Below are 21,083 nucleotides of genomic sequence, written 5' to 3'. Positions count from 1 at the left end.
ATTAACTAAAATATTTAATGTTAAACTTAACACCTAGCCTATGCAAAATTTTACATTAGGGAAGAAAGGATATACTATGCTCCTTTTTGCCCTTGTTTTATTAATTGGAAGTTCGCCCTCGTTTGGACAGACTTGCCCTGAGCCAGGAGATTTTCCTGCTTCTCAAACGTTTTGCTATCTGCAAACGATAAATGATCTAGATACAGATGGTTTTCCGGTTTTTCAAACATCGGATACTGAAGGTGATACTCAACCCATCCCTGGAACTGAACTACTTACAGCTGGAGCAGTTTATTTTGTTAACAGTTCAACTGGAGATTGTAGATCTCCCATATCTGTAACGGTAAATAATGCTCCGCGACCTTCAAATAGAATAACCAACAGTGTTGTTAGTGGTTTTGAGTTTACAACTTGTACACCAGCCAGTTTTAACTCTACTAATTTAGCAGATTTATTCGTAGCCCAAACTAACTACCGGATTGAGGTTTATGATTCTGAAGAATCAACCACTCCATTAGTAGGTGCAACACTTAGTACTGGAGATAGCTATTTTGTTGGTCAAGTTCCAACAGTAGATGCAGCGGCTGGCTCCTGTCCGTCATTTAGAGTAGCTGTTGGTTTTAATCCTAATCAAATTATAGCTCCAGATGCAGAAACAACACAGACATTTTGTGAAAATGCCACTGTTGCAGATCTTGTTGCTCAGGGGACATATGATGACACTCAAGCTATAAGATGGTACAGATCTCAAACTGCAAATTCTCCATTAGCTTCTAATACTCAACTTATCAATGGGCAAACATATTTCGCTGCCCAAGTAGTAAACGCTAGAGGAAGCATTACACCTCCTTGTGAAACTTCTGCCGGTGATAGAGCTCCTGTTCTTGTGGAATTAAACGATCCTATTATAATAAACACTCCTGCTCCAGGAATTGTTTGCGAAACAGATGTAGATGCAATGTTTCCTAGTGAAGATGCTATTCGAAATTTCTACCTAAATCTATTAGAGGCTGGAGTGCCAAGAAATGGTACTTTTAGTCCAAATGCGGGTCAAATAGCTCAAATGTATCAAAATGATGCAGATGGTCTTGGTGACTTTACAACTACCTACACTGTTGGTGAAGGAAGCTGTGAATCTTCTGTAGAACTTACTATTAGTGTAGTTCCTACTGAAGATGCAGAAGCAGGAAATATTGAAGACATTACTCTTCCTTGCGGAAGTACAGATGTTGTTGTTCTTGATGACGATTTATTAAGTGACAACGCTACAACTGGTGGAACTTTCTCTGGAACTGGTGTAAATGCTGATGGAAACTTTGATCCAACAACAGTTAGCGCTGGAACATATACAATCACTTATTCTGTAGATGATTCTGCAATTTGCGTTACTCCTGGAACTTCATCTTCAACTACTTTTGATATTATCGTAGGTGATGGAACTGGAACTCCAATAGACCCAATCATAGGAACAGTTTGCGAAGATGATGTACAAACTCTTTTCCCAAGTAATGATGAGGTTAGAAAATATTTAAGAGCATTATTAGGTTCAAACGCAGCTGGTTCTTTCAGTCCGACAGTGGCTCAATTAGTTGACATGTATCAAGCAGATGCTGATGGTCTTGGTGACTTTACAACGGTATTTACTCCAACTAATGGAACTTGTAATTCAGCAGTAGAACTTACTATTAGTGTAGTGCCTGTTGAAGATGCTAATGCTGGAACTATAGAAAATATAACTCTTCCTTGTGGAAGTACAGATATTGTTGTTTTAGATGACTCTATTTTAAGTGATGAGGCTACAACTGGAGGAACTTTCTCTGGAACAGGTGTTAACACTGACGGAAATTTTGATCCAGCTGTAGGTCCTGGTACTTATACCATCACCTATTCTGTAGATGATTCTGCAAATTGTGTTACTACTGGAACTAATGATGATACTCAATTCGATATTATTGTTGGAGATGGAACTGGTGAGAATGGTGGATCATTCACTGGTGTAGTTTGCGAAGATGATGTACAAACGCTTTTTCCAAGTAATGATGAGGTTAGAAAATATCTAAGAGCATTATTAGGTTCAAACGCAGCTGGTTCTTTCAGTCCGACAGTGGCTCAATTAGTTGACATGTATCAAGCAGATGCTGATGGTCTTGGTGACTTTACAACGGTATTTACTCCAACTAATGGAACTTGTAATTCAGCAGTAGAACTTACTATTAGTGTAGTGCCTGTTGAAGATGCTAATGCTGGAACTATCGAAAATATAACTCTTCCTTGTGGAAGTACAGATATTGTTGTTTTAGATGACTCTATTTTAAGTGATGAGGCTACAACTGGAGGAACTTTCTCTGGAACAGGTGTTAACGCTGACGGAAATTTTGATCCAGCTGTAGGTCCTGGTACTTATACCATCACCTATTCCGTAGATGATTCTGCAAATTGTGTTACTACTGGAACTAATGATGATACTACTTTTACAATTACCATTGCAGAGGGAACAGATCTAGGAGCTCCTATTGTATTGGAAAGATGTATTACCGAAATAGAAGGCTTCTTAACAAACCCTGCTGCTGCAATCGCATTATATAATGATGCCTTAGCAGAAAGAGGAATTACAGATTTAAGTGGAACGTTTAGTCCAAGTCTACAAATAGTAGGAGGTCAAATTTTGACATTCTTACAAAACCCAACTGATTCAGCTACTTTTGTTACTGCTTATAGCACTACATCTGCATGTGGAGATAGTTCACTTCCTATAACATTAACTATTAACAATACTACCACTGCAGACGCAGGAAGTATTGATGATGCTATAGCATGCACTGCACAAGCTGATCTTAGCTTATTTAGCTTGCTGAATTCAACTAACCCAGCAGGAGGAACTTTCACCTCTGAAAATGGAACTATAACTAATGGAATATTAGACGTTTCTACTGCAGGAACTTATAATATTACCTATACCGTAAGTGAAAGTGACCTTGAATCTTGTCTTAGTGGTTCAGATTCTACAGATTTTAATGTTTCTGTTTCAGAGGGATCAACTATTCCTTCACCAGAACCAGCTATCGTTTGTGAATCCGATGTTCAAACAACTTTTTCAAGTATAGATGAAATAAGAAAATTCTATAGAACACTATTACCTACTGAGTTACAGGGAACAACTGGAACTTTTAACCCTACTCCTACTCAACTTGCTCAAATGTATCAAGATGACGAGGATGGTATAGGTAGTTTTTCTACAATTTACGTTGCTGGAAATGGCACATGTAATCAGATTGAACTTACTGTAACTATTGTTTCTTCCCAAATTGCAGTTACTGGTACAATTGAAGATACAACTGTTTGTACAGCTCAAGGCACTTTAGATCTTTTCAGCTTACTTTCAGACACAAATATTTCTGGAGGAACATTCTCTAACGAAAGTGGAGTAATAGCAAATGGTCTTTTAGATATTTCTAATAGTGGAGATTACAGTATTACTTACACTATTACTGAAAGTGACCCAAGCACATGCTTAACTGGTACAGATTCTACAGATTTCACAGTAAGTGTGTCTGAAGGGGATGCAAATGCAGGAGCAGATAATAGCATTGAAGTTTGTCAGGCGCAAGTAGATAGTTTCAGCTCTGCTGAGGTAAGAAGTTTCTATTTAGATTTATTAGAGGAAGGTATTGATACTAATGGAACATTTAATCCAACGATAAATCAAATTATTGCACAATATCAGCAAAATAAGATAGCAGATTTTACCACAGTTTATACTGTTGGAAATGGAGCTTGTACAGATTCTGCAACACTTACTATCACTGTAAATGAATCTACTGTAGCTAATGCTGGAGAAGATGTGAATCTTACCTTCTGTTCTAACGAGGACAGTTTAAATCTTGCTGACTATCTATCTGAGAATGCTATAGTAACTGGAGCATTTGAAGGTTTTGAAGATGGGATTTTTAATCCTGCTAATAACATTGGAACTACAACATTCTCGTATACCGTAGATTATTCTAACGATGAAGATGAGTGCACAACAGGAAATGATGTTGCTACATTTACAATTACAGTAAATGAACCACAGGATGCAAATGCTGGAGGAAATGTAAGTGCAACCTATTGTGTAGGACAAGATGAAAATGTTGATCTAATCTCCCTTTTAGGTGATGATGCTTTAAACACTGGTACATTTAGTGCCCCTTATCAAAATGGGTTATTTAACCTTTTAGATGCTGAAGTTGGTGTTTATACTATTACTTACACTGTAGATGGTGCAGCAAATTGTGCAATAGGTACAGATACAGCGACGATTACTATTACAATAAATAATGGTCCTGATGCCCCTACTGCTGAAGCAAACCAAGCTTTCTGTCTTATCGATAACCCAACAGTTGGAGATATTACAGTTACAGGAGACAATGTGGTTTTCTATACAGATGCTGAATTGACAGTTGTTGCAGATGTTACAACTACATTAATAAGTGGAATGAGTTACTATGCTACTTCTACAACTGAGGATGCAGCTTGCTCATCTGAAGCGGTTGAAATAACAGTGACTATTACAGATCCTGCAGCTCCAGCACTTTCTTTAGAAGGTGATGAATTCTGTAGAAGTGACAATCCAACTATTCAGGATTTAATTAACAACTTTACAGGTTCAGGAGTACTTATTTATACTTCATCAACTGGCGGAACAGCTCTTACAGCTAGTACTGCTCTTCAAAATGGAGTTACTTATTATGGTGCATCTATAGATGGAACTACAGGTTGTGAAAGTTCAGAAAGACTTGCAGTTGTTGCTAAAGTTGAATTCTGTGGAATTCCAGAAGGTTTCTCTCCAAATGGGGATGGAATCAATGATAGATTTGTAATTCCAGATATCGCTGAAAACTTCCCTAATTACTCTATTGAAGTATTTAATAGATGGGGTAATGTAGTATTCAAAGGAAACGCGAGTACAGGAGATTGGGATGGTATTTCAAATCAGTCAGGAACATTAGGAAATGATGTTTTACCAGTAGGTGTATACTTCTATATCCTGAATTACAACGACGGACAAACATCTCCGGTACAAGGAAAATTATACTTAAGTATATAACTAAAGGATAAACATTAGAAAGAAATGAAAAATAATATAACAAAATTCTTAATTTTCACAGGCATTATCCTTATCTCTTTTCAAGGAATGTCTCAGCAAGACCCCTTATACACTCAATACATGTATAACATGAGTGTATTAAACCCTGCTTACGCTACCGATGATCCGGGAATGTTAAAATTGGGTGGTATATATAGATCTCAATGGGTAGGAATTGACGGTGCACCAAGCACCGCCAGTTTCTTTGCTCACACTCCTGTGAGTGAACGAGTAGAACTTGGAATCTCTATAGTTCACGATGAAGTGGGTGACTGGGTAAAGGAAAATAACATTACTGCAGATTTTGCATATGTATTACCTTTAAATGAATCAAATAAATTATCATTAGGTATAAAAGGAGGATTAACAACTTTTGATGCTAACATTTCAGGTTTAACTTTAAACCAGTTAAATGACCCGGCTTTCAATGATAATTTGAATGAGATTTTTCCAGTTGTTGGAGTTGGAGCTTACTTTTTTGGAGACAAATACTACGTAGGTCTTTCGGCACCAAACCTTTTAACTTCTAAGCATTTAGAAAACAATCAAGGGATTAGAGATCTTGGAGAAGAGAATATCCACTATTTTGTAACAGGTGGATATGTTTTTGACATCAACGAAGACTTTAAACTAAAGCCTGCGTTCATGGCTAGAGGTGTACAAGGTGCTCCGTTATCTGTAGATATTACTGCTAACGTTTTAATGTTTAATAGATTAGAGGCTGGGATAGGTTACAGATTTGGCGATGCTGTCACTGGACTTGTTAATTTCGCAGTTACTCCACAAATAAGAGTTGGATATGCATATGACAGAACAACATCTAATCTTGGAGATTACAACGACGGAACCCACGAATTTCTTTTATTATTCGATCTAGACCTATTCGGATTGTCTAAAGGATATGATAAATCACCTAGATTCTTCTAAAACCAGAAACAACATGAAAAAATTATACAGTTTTATATTAATAGCGGTTATTAGTTTCTCAGGATTTTCCCAAAGTTCTGAGATCAAAAAGGCCGATAGATTTTTTGCACAGCGAGCATTTATGGATGCTAGTGATGCATATGAAAACGTAAATAACAAAGGCCAAGAAGTTCTTCAAAATCTTGGAGATTCTTACTTCTATACTAACCAAATGCAAAATGCGTCAGAGGTATATAAGAACTTGTTCCTAAAGTTTGGCGAAGCGGTTGCTCCTGAATATAAATTCAGATATGCACATGCTTCTATGGCTGTAGGTAACTATAAAGAGGCAGATAAGTATTTTTCTGAATTCTCTGGAACTCAAACTGACTTTGAGAAATTTAGAAGAGAACTAGACACTACAGTTTCTCATGTTTTTACTTCTAATCAAGTAATGAACAATGCTGCATCAGCAGATTTTGGAATCTCTTTTTATGGAGATGATAAAGTAACTTTTGCATCTACAAGAAACGCGGAACGTCCTTTATACCCTTGGAACAAAAAACCAACATTAGATTTGTACACGGCTACAACAGATGATGAAGGTCAATTATCCGAGATCGTTCTTTTCCCAGGAGATATCAATACAGACTCTCATGAAAGCTCTGCTACTTTTAGCAAAGACGGAATGACTATGTATTTTGATAGAACAAATGAAAAACGAGTAAAAGTAGAAGACGACAAAATAGCTCATATTAGCCTTTATAGAGCTAAAATGGTAGATGGTTCTTGGACTAACATTGAAAAACTTCCTTTCTCTAGCGATTCTTATTCTGTAGAACACCCAAGCTTAAGTGCAGACGGTTCTAAATTATATTTTGCTAGTGATATGCCAGGAACAAATGGTTCTTTTGACATCTATGTTGTAGACGTAAATGAGGATGGATCTTTTGGAACTCCTCAAAATTTAGGTGCTGGAGTAAACACTGCTCACAGAGAACAATTTCCTTTTATTAGCGAGGAAGGAATTCTTTACTTTTCTTCAGATGGACATCAAGGTTTTGGAAACTTAGATATCTACAAATCTGAAGGTGATTTTTCTGAAACTAAGAATTTAGGAGCTACAATTAATAGTGGATTCGATGATTTTGCATATGTTGTAAAAGAAGGAGAAGATACTGGATGGTATGCATCTAACAGAAGAGGTACAGATAACCTTTACAATTTCTTAAGAGAAGATTACACGCCTCCTGTTGTGGAAATTGATGAAAGAGAAACAAATACTGAAACTGGAAGACAACAGTTAAAAGATGTTGGAAACATATACTTCGACTTTGATAAAGCTACCATCAAGAAAGAATCTGAGGTTACTTTAGATAAAGTTGTAACTATCATGAAAAAATACCCAACATTAAATATTGAAGTAGGATCTCATGCAGATGCTAGAGGAACAGACAGCTACAACATGGCTCTTTCTGAAAGACGTGCTGCTTCTACTTTAGAATACTTAGTAAGTCATGGTATTGAAAGAGATCGTTTAACCTCTAAAGGTTATGGTGAATCTATGCCATTGAATGATTGTACTAAACCAACTGGGTGTACTAATGAGCAATATGCTAAGAACAGACGTAGTGAGTTTACTATAATGAACTAATGCTTATAATTAACAATTAAGAAAAAGCCCCAAGAAATTGGGGCTTTTTTATTTTAAATATTTATCTAATTTCTTTGTATCATGAAATTATTTCTCATTTGGAGGATATCCTTTCAATGCCTTTTGAACCATTACTCTTAATTGATTTTCACGTTCCATTGGAGAACCATTTCTATTAAATGGAGATTCCACGATCGCTTGCCAAATTAGAGCATCTGTTTTAACATTTATAAAATCGAAAGTTACTCTTAAATAGGTATTCGAACCACCTAAGGGAATTCCACCAGACACTCCTACTCCAACATTTCTACCAGATCCACCCACTCCAATTCCAATATTATTTCTACTAGGCTCTTCATAAGAAGTTGAATAAAAATTCAAATAGATATCGGTAGATTCTGAAGCAGTAAGACCAACTTTATTCATTTCTGAATCTAAAATTCCCAACATTCGTTGTTCGTCCAACTGACTCAAATTAGATCTTAGGTCTGGATAAATTTTATAGGAGGTGATGGAATTAAATTCCATATTTTGATCATAGTCATAAGTTGCTCTAGGAGCATTACAAGCGGTAACTATGAGTAGTAAAAGAAGATATTTTAAATTTTCCATGAGATGTTTTTACTTAAAGTTAAGCAAAAATCATCCCATGAAATATTTCAATTTTAAATTTAGGCTGTTTCGGTATTCAACATTTCCCAAAGTTTATCTTTGAGCTCCATTAAACCTTGTTGTGCTACCGACGAAATAAATAGATATGGTGCTTTAAGACCTTTATCTAAAATAACTTTCAATTCGGCCTTCAACTCCTCATCTAACATATCACTTTTTGAAATAGCTATTAGACGATCCTTGTCCAACATTTCTGGATTATATCTTCTAAGCTCATCCAAAAGGATTTCATATTGTTTTATAATATCTGGCGCATCTGCCGGAACTAAAAATAACAAAGTAGAATTACGCTCAATATGGCGTAAAAACCTATGTCCAATTCCTTTACCTTCTGCAGCACCTTCGATGATCCCAGGGATATCTGCAACCACAAAAGTTTTAAATTCTCGATATTCAACAATACCAAGATTAGGCTTTAGAGTAGTAAATTCATAATCTGCAATCTTAGGCTTAGCAGCAGTAATTACTGACAGTAAAGTAGATTTTCCTGCATTAGGAAAACCAACCAATCCTACATCTGCTAAGATTTTCAATTCTAAAGTTACATCTACTTCTTGCCCATCTATTCCTGGCTGTGCGTATCTTGGAGTTTGATTTGTAGAGGATTTAAAGTTCCAGTTACCTAGACCTCCTTTACCACCTTGGGCTACAATACGCTCTTCACCATCATCCGTGATCTCGAATAAGATCTCTTCTGTCTCTGTATCTCTAACAACAGTACCTAATGGAACTTCGATATATTGATCTGCACCATCTGCACCAGAGCTTCGTTGCTTAGATCCGTGGGATCCATGCTCTGCTCTTGCATGTCTTTTAAATTTAAGATGAAAAAGTGTCCAAAGATTCTTATTACCTTTTAAGATAATATGACCTCCACGACCACCATCACCACCATCTGGCCCACCTTTAGTTATATATTTTTCCCGACGCAAATGCGCAGATCCTTGCCCTCCTTTTCCGGAAGCAACATGGATCTTTACGTAATCTACAAAATTCCCTTCTGTCATTAACTTCTATTTTTTTTGCGATCTTACAATCGATCTAATATTTCTAAACGTTTATTTTATTTATAAAGAATCAATTACTTTACTAATTCTTTCTGTAATATCAGAAATAGATCCTACCCCATCTACACCAAAATATTTATCTTCTTTAAGATAAAACTGTTTAAGTATTGCAGTTTCTTCATAATAAATATGAATTCTGTTTCTAATAATAGCTTCATCTGCATCATCCTTTCGTCCAGAAGTCTTCCCTCTTTCTAAAAGACGCTGCACTAACACCTCATCATCTACTTCTAGTGCAATCATTGCAGAAACTTCTGTATTCTTCTGTTTCATTAAATCTGCAAGTGCCTCTGCTTGAGCAACGGTTCTGGGAAAGCCATCAAATATAAATCCCTTTGCTTCTGCATTTTTATCTACCTCTGCTTCCAACATTTTAATAGTAACATCATCTGGCACTAACTGCCCTTTATCCATAAAGGATTTGGCATGAAGTCCAAGTTCAGTTTCATTTTTAATGTTATATCTAAATACATCTCCGGTGGAAATATGCACCAATTTATATTTTTCCTTTAAAAAGTTTGCTTGGGTTCCTTTTCCTGCACCCGGAGGTCCGAATAACACCAAATTTGTCATGTTCTCTTTTTTAAGTTTATAAACTTGAGTTAGATTTCGGCCTAAACCATCATAATCTAATCCATATCCCACAATAAAATCATTGGGGATTTCCATTCCTATATAATCTATTCTGAAATTTTTCTGATATGCTTCTGGCTTAAAAAATAAAGTTGCAATGCGAATATCTGCAACATTTTCCTTTTCCATTATTTTATAAATGGCTGCCAAGGTGATCCCTGTATCCACGATATCTTCAATAATGATAACGTGTCTATTTTCCAAAGAGAGATTTAATCCAACTAAAGTTTCAACTTTTCCCGTTGTTTCAGTTCCACTATAAGACTCAAGTTTTACAAACGCCACTTCACAATCACCCTCAAAACGCTTAATGATTTCTGAAGCCACCATAAAAGCGCCATTCAAAACAGCCAAAAACACAGGAGTTTTCCCTTTAAAATCTTGGTTGATCTTTGCGGCCATCGCATCTATTGCAGTGGTAATTTTTCCTTCAGATATAAAAGGCTCGAACTTTAGATCGTGTAACTGAATCACTATTATCAAATTTAAAGCAGCAAAGATAGGGATTCTTATTATCCTAACACCTTAATAAATAAATGCATTTGTGTTACAATCTTTGGACTATTCCATCTTAAAAAATTATTTTTGCGTAAATATCAGAATCGCTATGATAAATTATTTTTCTTCAGATTTTAAGTTGGGTATTTTAGGCGGAGGACAGCTTGGAAAAATGCTTCTCTATGAGACTAGAAAATTTGATATCCATACCATTGTAATGGATCCAAGTGAAGAGGCTCCTTGCAAAATTTCAGCGAACACTTTTATTAAGGGTGATCTTATGGATTATGATACGGTTCTTGATTTTGGAAGAAAAGTAGACCTTGTTACTTTCGAGATCGAATCTGTAAATGTGCAGGCATTAAAGCAATTGGAAAAAGAAGGTATTAAAGTTTTTCCTTCTTCTAGCACTTTAGAAAAGATTAGCGATAAGGTTATTCAGAAGCAATTCTATTTAGACAATAAAATTTCAACTGCTCCTTTTTCTGCTTTTAATTCCAGATCTGAATTACTGAAAGCATTTTCCGAGGATCAATTATCATTACCTTTTGTATGGAAAAGCGCTACTGGAGGTTATGACGGAAGAGGAGTAATGATCGTGAAATCTCAAGAAGATCTGGAGCAGATTCCTCAAGGAAAATGTTTAGCTGAAAAATTGATCCCTTTTAAAAATGAATTGGCTGTAATTGTGGCTCGTAATCCTTCTGGCCAAGTAATATCGTATCCTGTTGTAGAAATGGAATTTCATCCAGTTGCCAATCAGGTAGAATACGTTATTTGCCCAGCGAGAATAGAAGAATCTACTTCAGTAAAAGCTAGGCAATTAGCAGAAAAAGTATCTGATGCATTTGAACATGTTGGATTACTAGCTGTTGAAATGTTCTTAACCCAAGATGATGAATTAGTAGTGAATGAAGTTGCACCAAGACCACATAATAGCGGTCATTATAGTATTGAAGCTAGTTACACGAATCAATTTGAGCAACACATAAGAGCAATTTTGGATTTGCCATTAGGAGACACAGAAAGTAAAGTTGCGGGAATTATGGTAAATTTATCTGGGGAAGAAAGTTATAATGGACCTCCTGTTTATAAAAATATGGAACAAATTCTAAAAATGCCAGGGGTAACTCCACATATTTATGGTAAAAAAGAAACTAGACCATTTAGAAAAATGGGGCATGTTACCATTGTAAATAAAGATATTCTAAAAGCAAGATCTATTGCAGAAGAGGTTAAAAACACCTTGAAAGTAATTAGCGAAAACTAAAATTCAAAATAGATTTACACTATAAAAGCATAACTAATGAGTAAAGTAGCTGTAATCATGGGTAGTACTAGTGACATGCCTGTAATGAAAGAAGCCATAGATATATTAAAAGGCTTCGACATTGAGGTAGAAGTAGATATAGTTTCTGCACATCGTACCCCAGAGAAATTATTCGAATTCAGCAAATCTGCACATACCCGCGGAATAAAAGTGATTATTGCCGGTGCTGGTGGGGCAGCCCATTTACCCGGAATGGTAGCATCATTATCTCCACTTCCAGTAATTGGAGTTCCGGTGAAATCGAGTAATTCTATAGATGGCTGGGATTCGGTTTTATCTATACTACAAATGCCAGGAGGAGTTCCAGTGGCAACAGTAGCATTAAATGGCGCGAAAAATGCGGGAATTCTAGCTGCTCAAATTCTGGGAAGCTCAGATAAATGTATGTTAGATAAGATATTGGTATACAAGGAAGGTTTAAAACAAAAAGTGATTGAAGGAGCAAAAACGATTAAATAGCAAGAAAGCCACATAAAATGTGGCTTTCTCTGTAGTACTTCTTCGTTAAAATCATCATTTATTAACCATTCTAAATATATTATTCTAAACTATAAAGACTACTTACTATATAAACTTAATACATAATTTTACAAGCTTGTAAGTTACATGTTTTTTTTAAATATAATCAAATACGTTACAAATTAATTGTTATAGTATAATCTTCAACAATTTACCTAAAGAATTTATATAATGATCACTTATAATCCGCTTCTTCAAGACTTCGATTTCGCCCCTTTTTCTGAAATAAAGACAGAGCATTTTAAACCAGCTATCTTAAAAGCTATAGAATTAGCGAAAACTGAGATAACAGAAATTTCAGATTCTACCTCTTCCCCTACTTTTAAAAATACTGTTGAGGCATTGGAGTTTTCGGGAAAAAAACTAGACAGGATCACAAGTATCTTTTTTAATCTAAATTCAGCGGAAACTAACGAAGAGATCCAGAAGATCGCTCAGGAAATATCTCCTATTCTTTCAGAATTTCAAAATGATATTATACTTAATGAGAAACTTTTTGAACGTGTAAAAGCAGTTTATAATATAAAAGAAAGCTTAGAATTAAATGGAGAGCAAATGATGTTGCTTGATAAAAAATACAAAGCTTTTTCTAGAAATGGAGCAAATTTAAGTTTAGAAGATAAAACTAAATTAAGAGAAATTGATAAGAAGCTATCTTCTCTTAGCCTTAAATTCGGGGAGAATGTATTAGCCGAAGCGAATAATTTTGAGCTATTAATAACAGATGAGAATGATCTTGATGGGCTTCCAGATCATGTTAAAGAGACGGCTAGTGAAGTTGCGAGCTCCAAAAATAAGGAAGGCTGGATTTTCACATTGGAATATCCAAGCTATATCCCTTTTATGAAATATGCCAAAAACAGGGAACTTAGAAAAACAATGGCACTTGCTTTTGGTGCTAAGGGGTTTCAAAATGACGCATTAGATAACCAAGATAATGTGCTACAAATTGTGAAATTAAGATTTGATCGTGCAAAATTATTAGGATATCAATCTCATGCTAACTTTGTTTTAGAGGAACGAATGGCAAAGAATCCAGAAACTGTAAATACTTTTTTACAAGATCTACTAGAAAAAGCCAAACCTGCAGCAAAAAAGGAGTTTAGTGAACTTGAAAGTTACGCTAAAGATCTTGATGGAATAGATCAGCTTCAGAAATGGGATGCTTCTTATTATGCTGAAAAGTTAAAACAGAAATTATTCGATCTGGATGACGAATTATTAAAGCCATATTTTCAGCTTAATAATGTAATAAATGGAGTATTTACAGTCGCAAAGAAACTTTATGATTTATCTTTTACGGAAGTTAAAAATATAGATGTCTATCACCCAGACGTAAAAACTTATCAAGTCACCAATGACGAAGGAAAAGAGATAGCTCTATTCTATGCAGACTTTCATCCAAGAGCTGGAAAAAGAGATGGAGCATGGATGACCGTTTATAAGTCTCAGGAAATATTAAACGATAAAAATATAAGACCACATATTTCTATAGTTTGCAACTTTACCAAACCAACTAAAAACACTCCTTCCTTACTAACCTTTAATGAAGTGACCACACTATTCCATGAATTTGGACATGCATTACATGGAATGTTGGCTAATACCACCTACCCAAGTCTTTCAGGGACTAGTGTTTACTGGGATTTTGTTGAACTACCTAGCCAAGTATTAGAAAATTGGTGTTACGAGCCAGAAGCGCTTCAGCTTTTTGCTAAACATTACGAAACTGGTGAGATCATTCCGCAGGAATTAATTGATAAGATCAAAAAAGCATCCAATTTTCACGAAGGAATGGCCACTTTAAGACAGATAAGCTTTGGAATGTTAGACATGGGCTATCACGCGGTGGATCCTTCATCTTTAACTAATATCAAGAAATATGAAGATGAAGCCTTTGCGCCTACAAAGCTTTATCCAGATGTGAAAGAGAATTGTATGAGCACCTCATTTTCTCATATCTTTCAAGGTGGATATTCCTCTGGATATTATTCTTATAAATGGGCAGAAGTACTAGACGCCGATGCTTTTGAATATTTTAAAGAAAAAGGGATCTTTAATGCTGAAGTTGCGAAAAAGTTTCAGGAAACAGTGCTTTCTTTAGGAGGAACAGAAGAACCTATGACCTTATACAAGCGATTTAGAGGAAAAGAACCTCAGCCAGATGCCTTGCTTAAAAGAGCTGGTTTATTAGAGAAGTCTTAAAACATAAATTGTCTTAGAGATATCTTATCTTTCAATTAATAGTTTGATATCGAACTTTTCCTTTATTTTGAATAAATAATGCTATTTGCCTATGTCCACAAATAAAATAGATCCAAATAAATGGGTAGATAGATATTCCGATTATCTCTTCAATTATACGATTGTAAGAGTAAATGATCGGGAAGTGGCTAATGACCTTATTTCTGAAACATTTCTGGCAGGCCTAAAATCTATGAAAAATTTTAAAGGTGAGGCTACAGAACGAACTTGGTTGATCTCCATTTTAAAAAGAAAGATCATAGACCATTACAGAAAGAGCAATTCTAAAAAAGGAAAAGCAGAAATTAAAATTCAATACAACGACGATTCCAGTGAGGGAGATTGGTTAGAAGAAAATGCTCCTGATAGATTTGATAAGACTGCTGAAGATGTGATGGAAAATGAAGAATTGGGAGTTGCTATCTTAGAATGTATGGGGCAATTAAACGAAAAGCAGGCAAAGATATTTAAAATGAAAACTATAGATGGCTTTGACACTGAGGCTATCTGTAATGAGTTTAATATTACACCGTCTAATCTTTGGGTTATAATACACAGAGCACGAACAATTTTGGCTCAATGTTTAGAAAAAAACTGGTATTAATATGAATAACAAAAAAACATTTTTAGTTGATTGTTCTGAAGCAGCCAAGTGCTGTGATAAAAGTCAATATAAGGAATCCTCAATAGCCGAAAAAGTAAAGATGTTGTTGCATCTTGTTTTTTGTAAAAACTGCAGAAAGTATTCTTCTAACAATACCCGCCTAACCAAGTTGATTGAAAAATCAAATATTCAAACCTGTACAGAAGAACAGAAAAAGGCATGGCGAGAAAAAATAAAAAAAGAATTTACCGATATATAAACTGCATTACTAAAAGCAAACAACACCATAATACGGGAATTCCCTCCACCCAAAATGAAGAATAATATTTAGTCTGTCTTATTCTAGAATTAATAAGTAAAATACTTAGCAAGACACAAATACAGATCAAAGAAATAACACTTTCAAAATTAGAATTCATTTTCAGAAATTCTAATAAGATTACCGCAAACAGGCATAAAATTCCAAGAATCTTAGTCTTGGTCACGCCAAATATCTGTGCTACCGTTTTCAAATTAGCCATATCGAACTTAAGATCCCTAATTTCAAAAGGAAGGGTTAAGACGAGCACAAACAGAAACCTTTGTATGAACTCGAGAAGTACATCCCATTGCAGCAGCTCAGTTTTACCAATTAAGGGCAATAAAACTGTTACTCCACTCCACACAAATGCAATAACGTAGATCTTTACTCCAGCCAATGCTCTTAAATTTCTTCCACCTCCAAAAAAAGGAAGGATATAGAGCAAAGTACATAGTCCCATAACTGCGGAAAAAATTACCACATTCCATGTTAACTGAAACAATATATACAGCAGAATAAGAAAAATTAAAAATGAAAAAACTTGAATAAGCCGAAGGTTTTTAGTTAGACTTAAATGATGTAGTCCCGCAATGCCAGCATACTTAACAATATTGTAGCCTGTTATGGTACCCAAGAATATAAACAAAATCACATTGATATCTATGGAGATCTCAAAATTCTGCATAGTGATAATAGCCAAACTTACAACCGTTAAAGCCACATGAATACTACTATTAATATAAAAATTGAGTATAGATTTCAAGTTCATTTATCAACTGCTTTTCACTTCAAAATTAGGTTATAAAATCTTAACAAGTCTAAGTGGCTAAATTGTAAAAATTTACGTTTAAAATATGTAATTTCGCAGCACAAAACACAACTTAATTTTGATGAGAACAGATTCTTTTGCACTTAGACATATCGGTCCCAAGGAAAGTGAGCTTTCAGAAATGCTTTCCACCGTTGGCGCCACCACTTTAGACCAGCTTATCTACGAAACCATTCCGGATGATATTCGTTTAAAATCTCCTTTAAATCTTGAGACCGCTTTAAGCGAAAACGAGTATGCAGAGCATATTGGAGAACTAGCTGCAAAAAACAAAGTTTTTAAATCTTACATAGGATTAGGATATCACCAAGCAATCATGCCAGCTGTGATACAACGTAATGTTTTGGAAAATCCAGGATGGTATACGGCTTATACTCCCTATCAAGCAGAAATTGCTCAAGGTAGGTTAGAAGCTTTATTGAATTTCCAGACTATGATCTCAGATCTTACAGGAATGGAATTAGCTAACGCTTCCCTTTTAGATGAATCTACAGCGGCAGCAGAAGCAATGGCATTATTATTTGCGGTAAGAGAAAAAGATCAGAAAAAAAATGAAGTTATAAAATTCTTCGTTTCAGAAGAAGTATTGCCTCAAACCATTTCTTTATTAAAAACCAGAGCTATTCCTCTAGGAATTGAATTGGTTATTGGAGATCATACTAAATTTGACTTCTCCTCCGGCTTCTTTGGAGCAATGCTACAATACCCTGGAAAATCAGGACAAGTATTTGATTATTCTAGCTATGTTACTAAATGTAAAAACGCAGGAATTAAAGTAGTTGTTGCTGCAGATATTTTGAGTCTTGTAAAATTAGAATCACCAGGACATTTTGGAGTAGATGTAGTTGTTGGAACAACGCAACGTTTTGGAATCCCATTAGGTTATGGTGGGCCACATGCTGCATATTTTGCAACCAGAGAAGAGTATAAAAGAAGTATCCCTGGAAGAATTATTGGTGTAACTAAAGATCTCAATGGGAATCGTGCTTTAAGAATGGCATTGCAAACCAGAGAACAACATATAAAGCGTGATAAAGCGACTTCTAATATTTGTACTGCGCAAGTATTATTAGCTGTAATGGCAGGAATGTATGCAGTATATCATGGCCCAAAAGGCTTAGAATATATAGCTAACACTGTTCATGCCTCTGCATATACATTGCATAAAAAATTAGAAACATTAGGCTTTAAGCAGCTTAATGATTCTTATTTTGACACGCTTCAAATTAAAGCCGATGCAAAAGCTATTAAAACTTTAGCTGAAAATAATAAGATCAATTTTTATTATCCAGATGCCGAGACGGTAGTGATCGCACTAAACGAAACAACTACAGTAAAGGATATCAATAAGATCGTTTCCATTTTTGCGGAAGTTGCAAATAAAGAATATAATAAGATCGAAGAGTTAATTGAAGGAACCTCGATCACTTCAGAAGTAAAAAGAAAAACAGATTTTTTAACGAATGAAGTTTTTAGCTCTTATCATTCTGAAACAGAATTGATGCGTTATATCAAAAAATTAGAGCGAAAAGATCTTTCACTTAATCATTCCATGATTCCTTTAGGCTCTTGTACTATGAAGTTGAATGCGGCTTCAGAAATGCTTCCTTTAAGCAATCCTCAATGGGGAAATATACATCCATTCGCACCAGTGGATCAGGCTGAAGGATATCAGATAGTTTTAAAAAGGCTAGAAGACCAATTAACCGAAATCACAGGATTTGCAGGAACTTCTCTGCAGCCTAACTCTGGAGCTCAAGGAGAATATGCAGGATTAATGGTTATTCGAGCTTATCACGAATCTCGTGGAGATTCACAACGAAATATTTGCTTAATTCCATCATCTGCGCATGGTACCAACCCAGCTTCTGCAGTAATGGCCGGGATGAAGGTTGTTGTAACCAAGTCTACTAAGGAAGGAAATATAGATTTAGAAGATCTTAAAGAGAAGGCATTAAAACATAAGGATAATTTAGCTGCTTTAATGGTAACCTATCCATCTACTCACGGTGTATTTGAATCGGCAATAAAGGAGATAACTCAATTGATTCACGATAACGGAGGTCAGGTTTACATGGACGGTGCCAATATGAATGCACAGGTAGGATTAACCAACCCAGGTGCAATTGGTGCAGATGTATGCCATTTGAACCTTCATAAAACCTTTGCAATTCCACATGGTGGTGGTGGACCAGGAGTTGGGCCAATATGTGTTGCAAAACAATTACTTCCATTTTTACCAGGGAATCCCGTTATAAAAACAGGTGGAGAACAAGCAATTACAGCTATTTCTTCTGCACCTTGGGGATCTGCATTGGTATGTTTAATTTCTTATGGCTATATTAAAATGCTGGGGGTTAAAGGTCTTCAGAAGTCTACAGAATACGCTATTTTAAATGCTAATTATATAAAAGCTCGCTTAAAAGACCATTACCAAACTTTATATTCTGGAGAAAGAGGAAGAGCAGCTCATGAGATGATCGTGGATTGCAGACCTTTTAAAAACAATGGAATTGAGGTAGTAGATATTGCTAAGAGATTAATAGATTATGGTTTCCATGCACCAACAGTTTCCTTTCCAGTTGCGGGGACTTTAATGATTGAACCTACAGAAAGTGAAAGTAAAGCAGAATTAGATAGATTTTGTGATGCATTGATTTCTATACGTAAGGAAATAAGTGATTCCTCTACTAAGGATGAAGTTAATATATTAAAAAATGCACCTCATACTTTGGCAATGCTCACTGCAGATACATGGGATTACCCATATTCTAGACAGCAAGCAGCATTTCCTTTGGAGTATGTAGCAGATAATAAATTTTGGCCTTCTGTTCGTAGAGTAGATGATGCATATGGAGATAGAAATCTTATCTGCACATGTGCTCCTATTGAAGAATATATGGAAGCATAAACATTTTTAAGCCCAAAGTTTAAATTTAGATTTTGGGCTATTTATATTTTAATGAGTTTTAATTATCGATTTAATAATTAAAGTAGCAAAATTTACTAAAACCATAAAATGCAGCAAATTATGTAAATCCTTTCGGATTTCTTAGATTGCTTTTAGTATTTTAGATGTTATAATTAAAAAACCCTCGGTTTCAATGAGCATAAAGATGACAGGTTTAGGGAGTTTTATTCCGAACTTAAAGAGAAAGAATTCAGACTTTTTGAAACATGAATTTTTAAATTTAGATGGATCAGGTTTTCCTCATGCTAATGAGATTACTATTGAAAAATTTAAGGCGATCACAGGTATTGAAGAAAGAAGATATCTAGAAGAAGATCTAAGCACTTCAGATATGGCAACTGTAGCTGGGCAAAAAGCTATAGAAAATTCTGGTATAGACCCAGAAACTCTAGATTATATAATAGTTGCTCATAATTATGGGGATGTTAAATTTGGAAGTGTTCAAAGTGATACCGTACCTAGTATTGCCACTAGAGTAAAACACAATCTTAGAATTAAAAATCCTAAATGCGTTGGTTACGATGTGCTTTTTGGTTGCCCTGGATGGATAGAAGCTGTAATTCAAGCTCAAGCCTTCATTAAAAGTGGGATGGCTAAGAAATGTTTAGTAATTGGAGCTGAAGCGCTTTCTAGAGTTGTAGATAAATACGATAGAGATTCTATGATCTTTTCTGATGGAGCTGGAGCTACAGTTATAGAAGCTTCAGAAGAACCAGGAGGAATTCTTGCCCATAATTCTGCTACCTATGCATATCAAGATGCTCATCATATTTACTTCGGGAAATCTAATAGAAGTGAAGAGGCAGATGATACCAGATACATTAAAATGAATGGTAGAAAGATCTACGAATTTGCTTTAACACATGTGCCTGAAGCTATGAAATCCTGTTTAGAAGAAAGTGGGAAATCTATTGAAGATGTTAAAAAAGTGTTTATACATCAGGCTAATGAAAAAATGGATGAAGCTATTATTGCTCGTTTTTACAAGCAATATAAAATGAAAGCTCCAGAGAATGTAATGCCAATGAGTATTCACGAACTTGGAAATAGCAGTGTCGCGACCGTCCCTACTCTTTTAGATCTAGTAATTACTGGAAATATTCCAAATCAAGACCTAAATAAAGGAGACGTTATAATCCTTGCGAGTGTTGGAGCCGGAATGAATATTAATGCACTTGTCTACCAATACTAGAATGTACGAAAATACATTTCCGAATAAACGATTTAAAAAAACATTAGAATTTCTTGAAAATGCCGTTCCAGCACCTGCAAAGGTTTTAGATCTTGGTGTGGAAAATCCATTTTCAGAAATTATGAAGTCGCATAATTACAAGGTAACAAATACTTCTGGTGAAGATCTAGATCTTTATCCTCTCGTGGATGAAACTACTGAATTTGATGTTGTAACTGCTTTTGAAATTTTCGAGCATTTATTGGCTCCATTTAACGTATTAAAAGATCTTAAAACCAATAAACTTGTGGCTACAGTTCCATTAAAATTATGGTTTGCCGATGCCTACAGAAGCAAGACCGATATGCGGGATCGTCATTATCATGAATTTGAAGATTGGCAATTCGACTGGCTATTAGAAAAGGCAGGATGGAATATTAAGAAAAGGGCTAAATGGACAAATCCAGTACAAAAGCTTGGGTTTCGTCCGCTACTTAGAACTATTACTCCTAGATATTACGCAGTTTATGCCGAGCGATAAATTATTTTTTTAGAAAAT

The 21,083-nt window shown here is 35.3% G+C and carries 15 protein-coding genes; 11 read left to right on the top strand and 4 right to left on the bottom strand.

The window, feature by feature from the left end; genetic code table 11:
- Positions 1-40: 40 nt before the first annotated feature.
- The 3 genes from BC962_RS12795 to BC962_RS12785 are packed head-to-tail and all read left to right on the top strand — an operon-like array spanning position 41 to position 7,685.
- Positions 41-5,086 (top strand): gliding motility-associated C-terminal domain-containing protein, encoded by a 5,046-nt coding sequence (locus BC962_RS12795; RefSeq protein ID WP_121346436.1) that lies wholly within the window; start codon positions 41-43, stop codon positions 5,084-5,086.
- 24 nt (positions 5,087-5,110) lie between these two features.
- On the top strand, positions 5,111-6,052 hold the full coding sequence (locus BC962_RS12790; protein WP_121346435.1) for a PorP/SprF family type IX secretion system membrane protein: 942 nt from the start codon (positions 5,111-5,113) through the stop codon (positions 6,050-6,052).
- A gap of 13 nt (positions 6,053-6,065) precedes the next feature.
- Positions 6,066-7,685: an OmpA family protein gene (locus BC962_RS12785; protein ID WP_245984197.1), complete on the top strand. Its 1,620-nt coding sequence runs from the start codon at positions 6,066-6,068 to the stop codon at positions 7,683-7,685.
- Positions 7,686-7,772: 87 nt separating this feature from the next.
- On the opposite strand, the gene BC962_RS12780 is transcribed toward BC962_RS12785, so the two are convergent.
- Genes BC962_RS12780 through BC962_RS12770 form a run of 3 tightly spaced genes read right to left on the bottom strand, consistent with a single transcriptional unit; the run spans position 7,773 to position 10,531 of the window.
- Positions 7,773-8,297, bottom strand: coding sequence for a DUF4136 domain-containing protein (locus BC962_RS12780; RefSeq protein ID WP_121346433.1), 525 nt, complete (start codon positions 8,295-8,297; stop codon positions 7,773-7,775).
- A 59-nt stretch (positions 8,298-8,356) separates the two neighbouring features.
- Entirely contained in the window at positions 8,357-9,364 is a 1,008-nt protein-coding gene (gene obgE, locus BC962_RS12775) for a GTPase ObgE (RefSeq protein ID WP_121346432.1), read from the bottom strand.
- 60 nt (positions 9,365-9,424) lie between these two features.
- Positions 9,425-10,531 (bottom strand): adenylate kinase, encoded by a 1,107-nt coding sequence (locus BC962_RS12770; RefSeq protein WP_121346431.1) that lies wholly within the window; start codon positions 10,529-10,531, stop codon positions 9,425-9,427.
- A gap of 133 nt (positions 10,532-10,664) precedes the next feature.
- On the opposite strand from BC962_RS12770, the gene purK reads away from it, so the two are divergent.
- The 5 genes from purK to BC962_RS12745 all read left to right on the top strand — a co-directional run bounded on the left by purK (position 10,665) and on the right by BC962_RS12745 (position 15,511).
- Positions 10,665-11,825, top strand: a complete 1,161-nt coding sequence (gene purK / locus BC962_RS12765) for a 5-(carboxyamino)imidazole ribonucleotide synthase (RefSeq protein WP_121346430.1) — start codon at positions 10,665-10,667, stop codon at positions 11,823-11,825.
- A 36-nt stretch (positions 11,826-11,861) separates the two neighbouring features.
- Entirely contained in the window at positions 11,862-12,344 is a 483-nt protein-coding gene (gene purE, locus BC962_RS12760) for a 5-(carboxyamino)imidazole ribonucleotide mutase (protein ID WP_121346429.1), read from the top strand.
- A 231-nt stretch (positions 12,345-12,575) separates the two neighbouring features.
- The gene (locus BC962_RS12755; RefSeq protein ID WP_121346428.1) at positions 12,576-14,609 is read left to right on the top strand and encodes a M3 family metallopeptidase; all 2,034 of its coding nucleotides are present in this window, start codon (positions 12,576-12,578) and stop codon (positions 14,607-14,609) included.
- A gap of 91 nt (positions 14,610-14,700) precedes the next feature.
- Positions 14,701-15,252, top strand: a complete 552-nt coding sequence (locus BC962_RS12750; protein WP_121346427.1) for a sigma-70 family RNA polymerase sigma factor — start codon at positions 14,701-14,703, stop codon at positions 15,250-15,252.
- 1 nt (position 15,253) lies between these two features.
- Complete coding sequence (locus BC962_RS12745) at positions 15,254-15,511, top strand: hypothetical protein (protein WP_121346426.1); 258 nt, start codon at positions 15,254-15,256, stop codon at positions 15,509-15,511.
- Here the strand turns inward: BC962_RS12745 and BC962_RS12740 are convergent.
- Positions 15,498-16,316 (bottom strand): UbiA prenyltransferase family protein, encoded by an 819-nt coding sequence (locus BC962_RS12740; RefSeq protein ID WP_245984194.1) that lies wholly within the window; start codon positions 16,314-16,316, stop codon positions 15,498-15,500. The genes BC962_RS12745 and BC962_RS12740 overlap by 14 nt on opposite strands.
- A 127-nt stretch (positions 16,317-16,443) precedes the next feature.
- Here BC962_RS12740 and gcvP point away from each other — a divergent pair, with 127 nt between their 5' ends.
- From gcvP to BC962_RS12725, 3 genes are all read left to right on the top strand, one after another.
- Complete coding sequence (gene gcvP / locus BC962_RS12735; RefSeq protein WP_121346424.1) at positions 16,444-19,293, top strand: aminomethyl-transferring glycine dehydrogenase; 2,850 nt, start codon at positions 16,444-16,446, stop codon at positions 19,291-19,293.
- Positions 19,294-19,486: 193 nt separating this feature from the next.
- Positions 19,487-20,545 (top strand): 3-oxoacyl-ACP synthase III family protein, encoded by a 1,059-nt coding sequence (locus BC962_RS12730; RefSeq protein WP_121346423.1) that lies wholly within the window; start codon positions 19,487-19,489, stop codon positions 20,543-20,545.
- A gap of 1 nt (position 20,546) precedes the next feature.
- Positions 20,547-21,065: a methyltransferase domain-containing protein gene (locus tag BC962_RS12725; RefSeq protein ID WP_121346422.1), complete on the top strand. Its 519-nt coding sequence runs from the start codon at positions 20,547-20,549 to the stop codon at positions 21,063-21,065.
- Positions 21,066-21,083 lie beyond the last annotated feature (18 nt).

This window comes from Gillisia mitskevichiae (assembly GCF_003634585.1).
Taxonomy (GTDB): domain Bacteria; phylum Bacteroidota; class Bacteroidia; order Flavobacteriales; family Flavobacteriaceae; genus Gillisia; species Gillisia mitskevichiae.
This window is presented reverse-complemented; position numbering and strand designations above follow the sequence as displayed.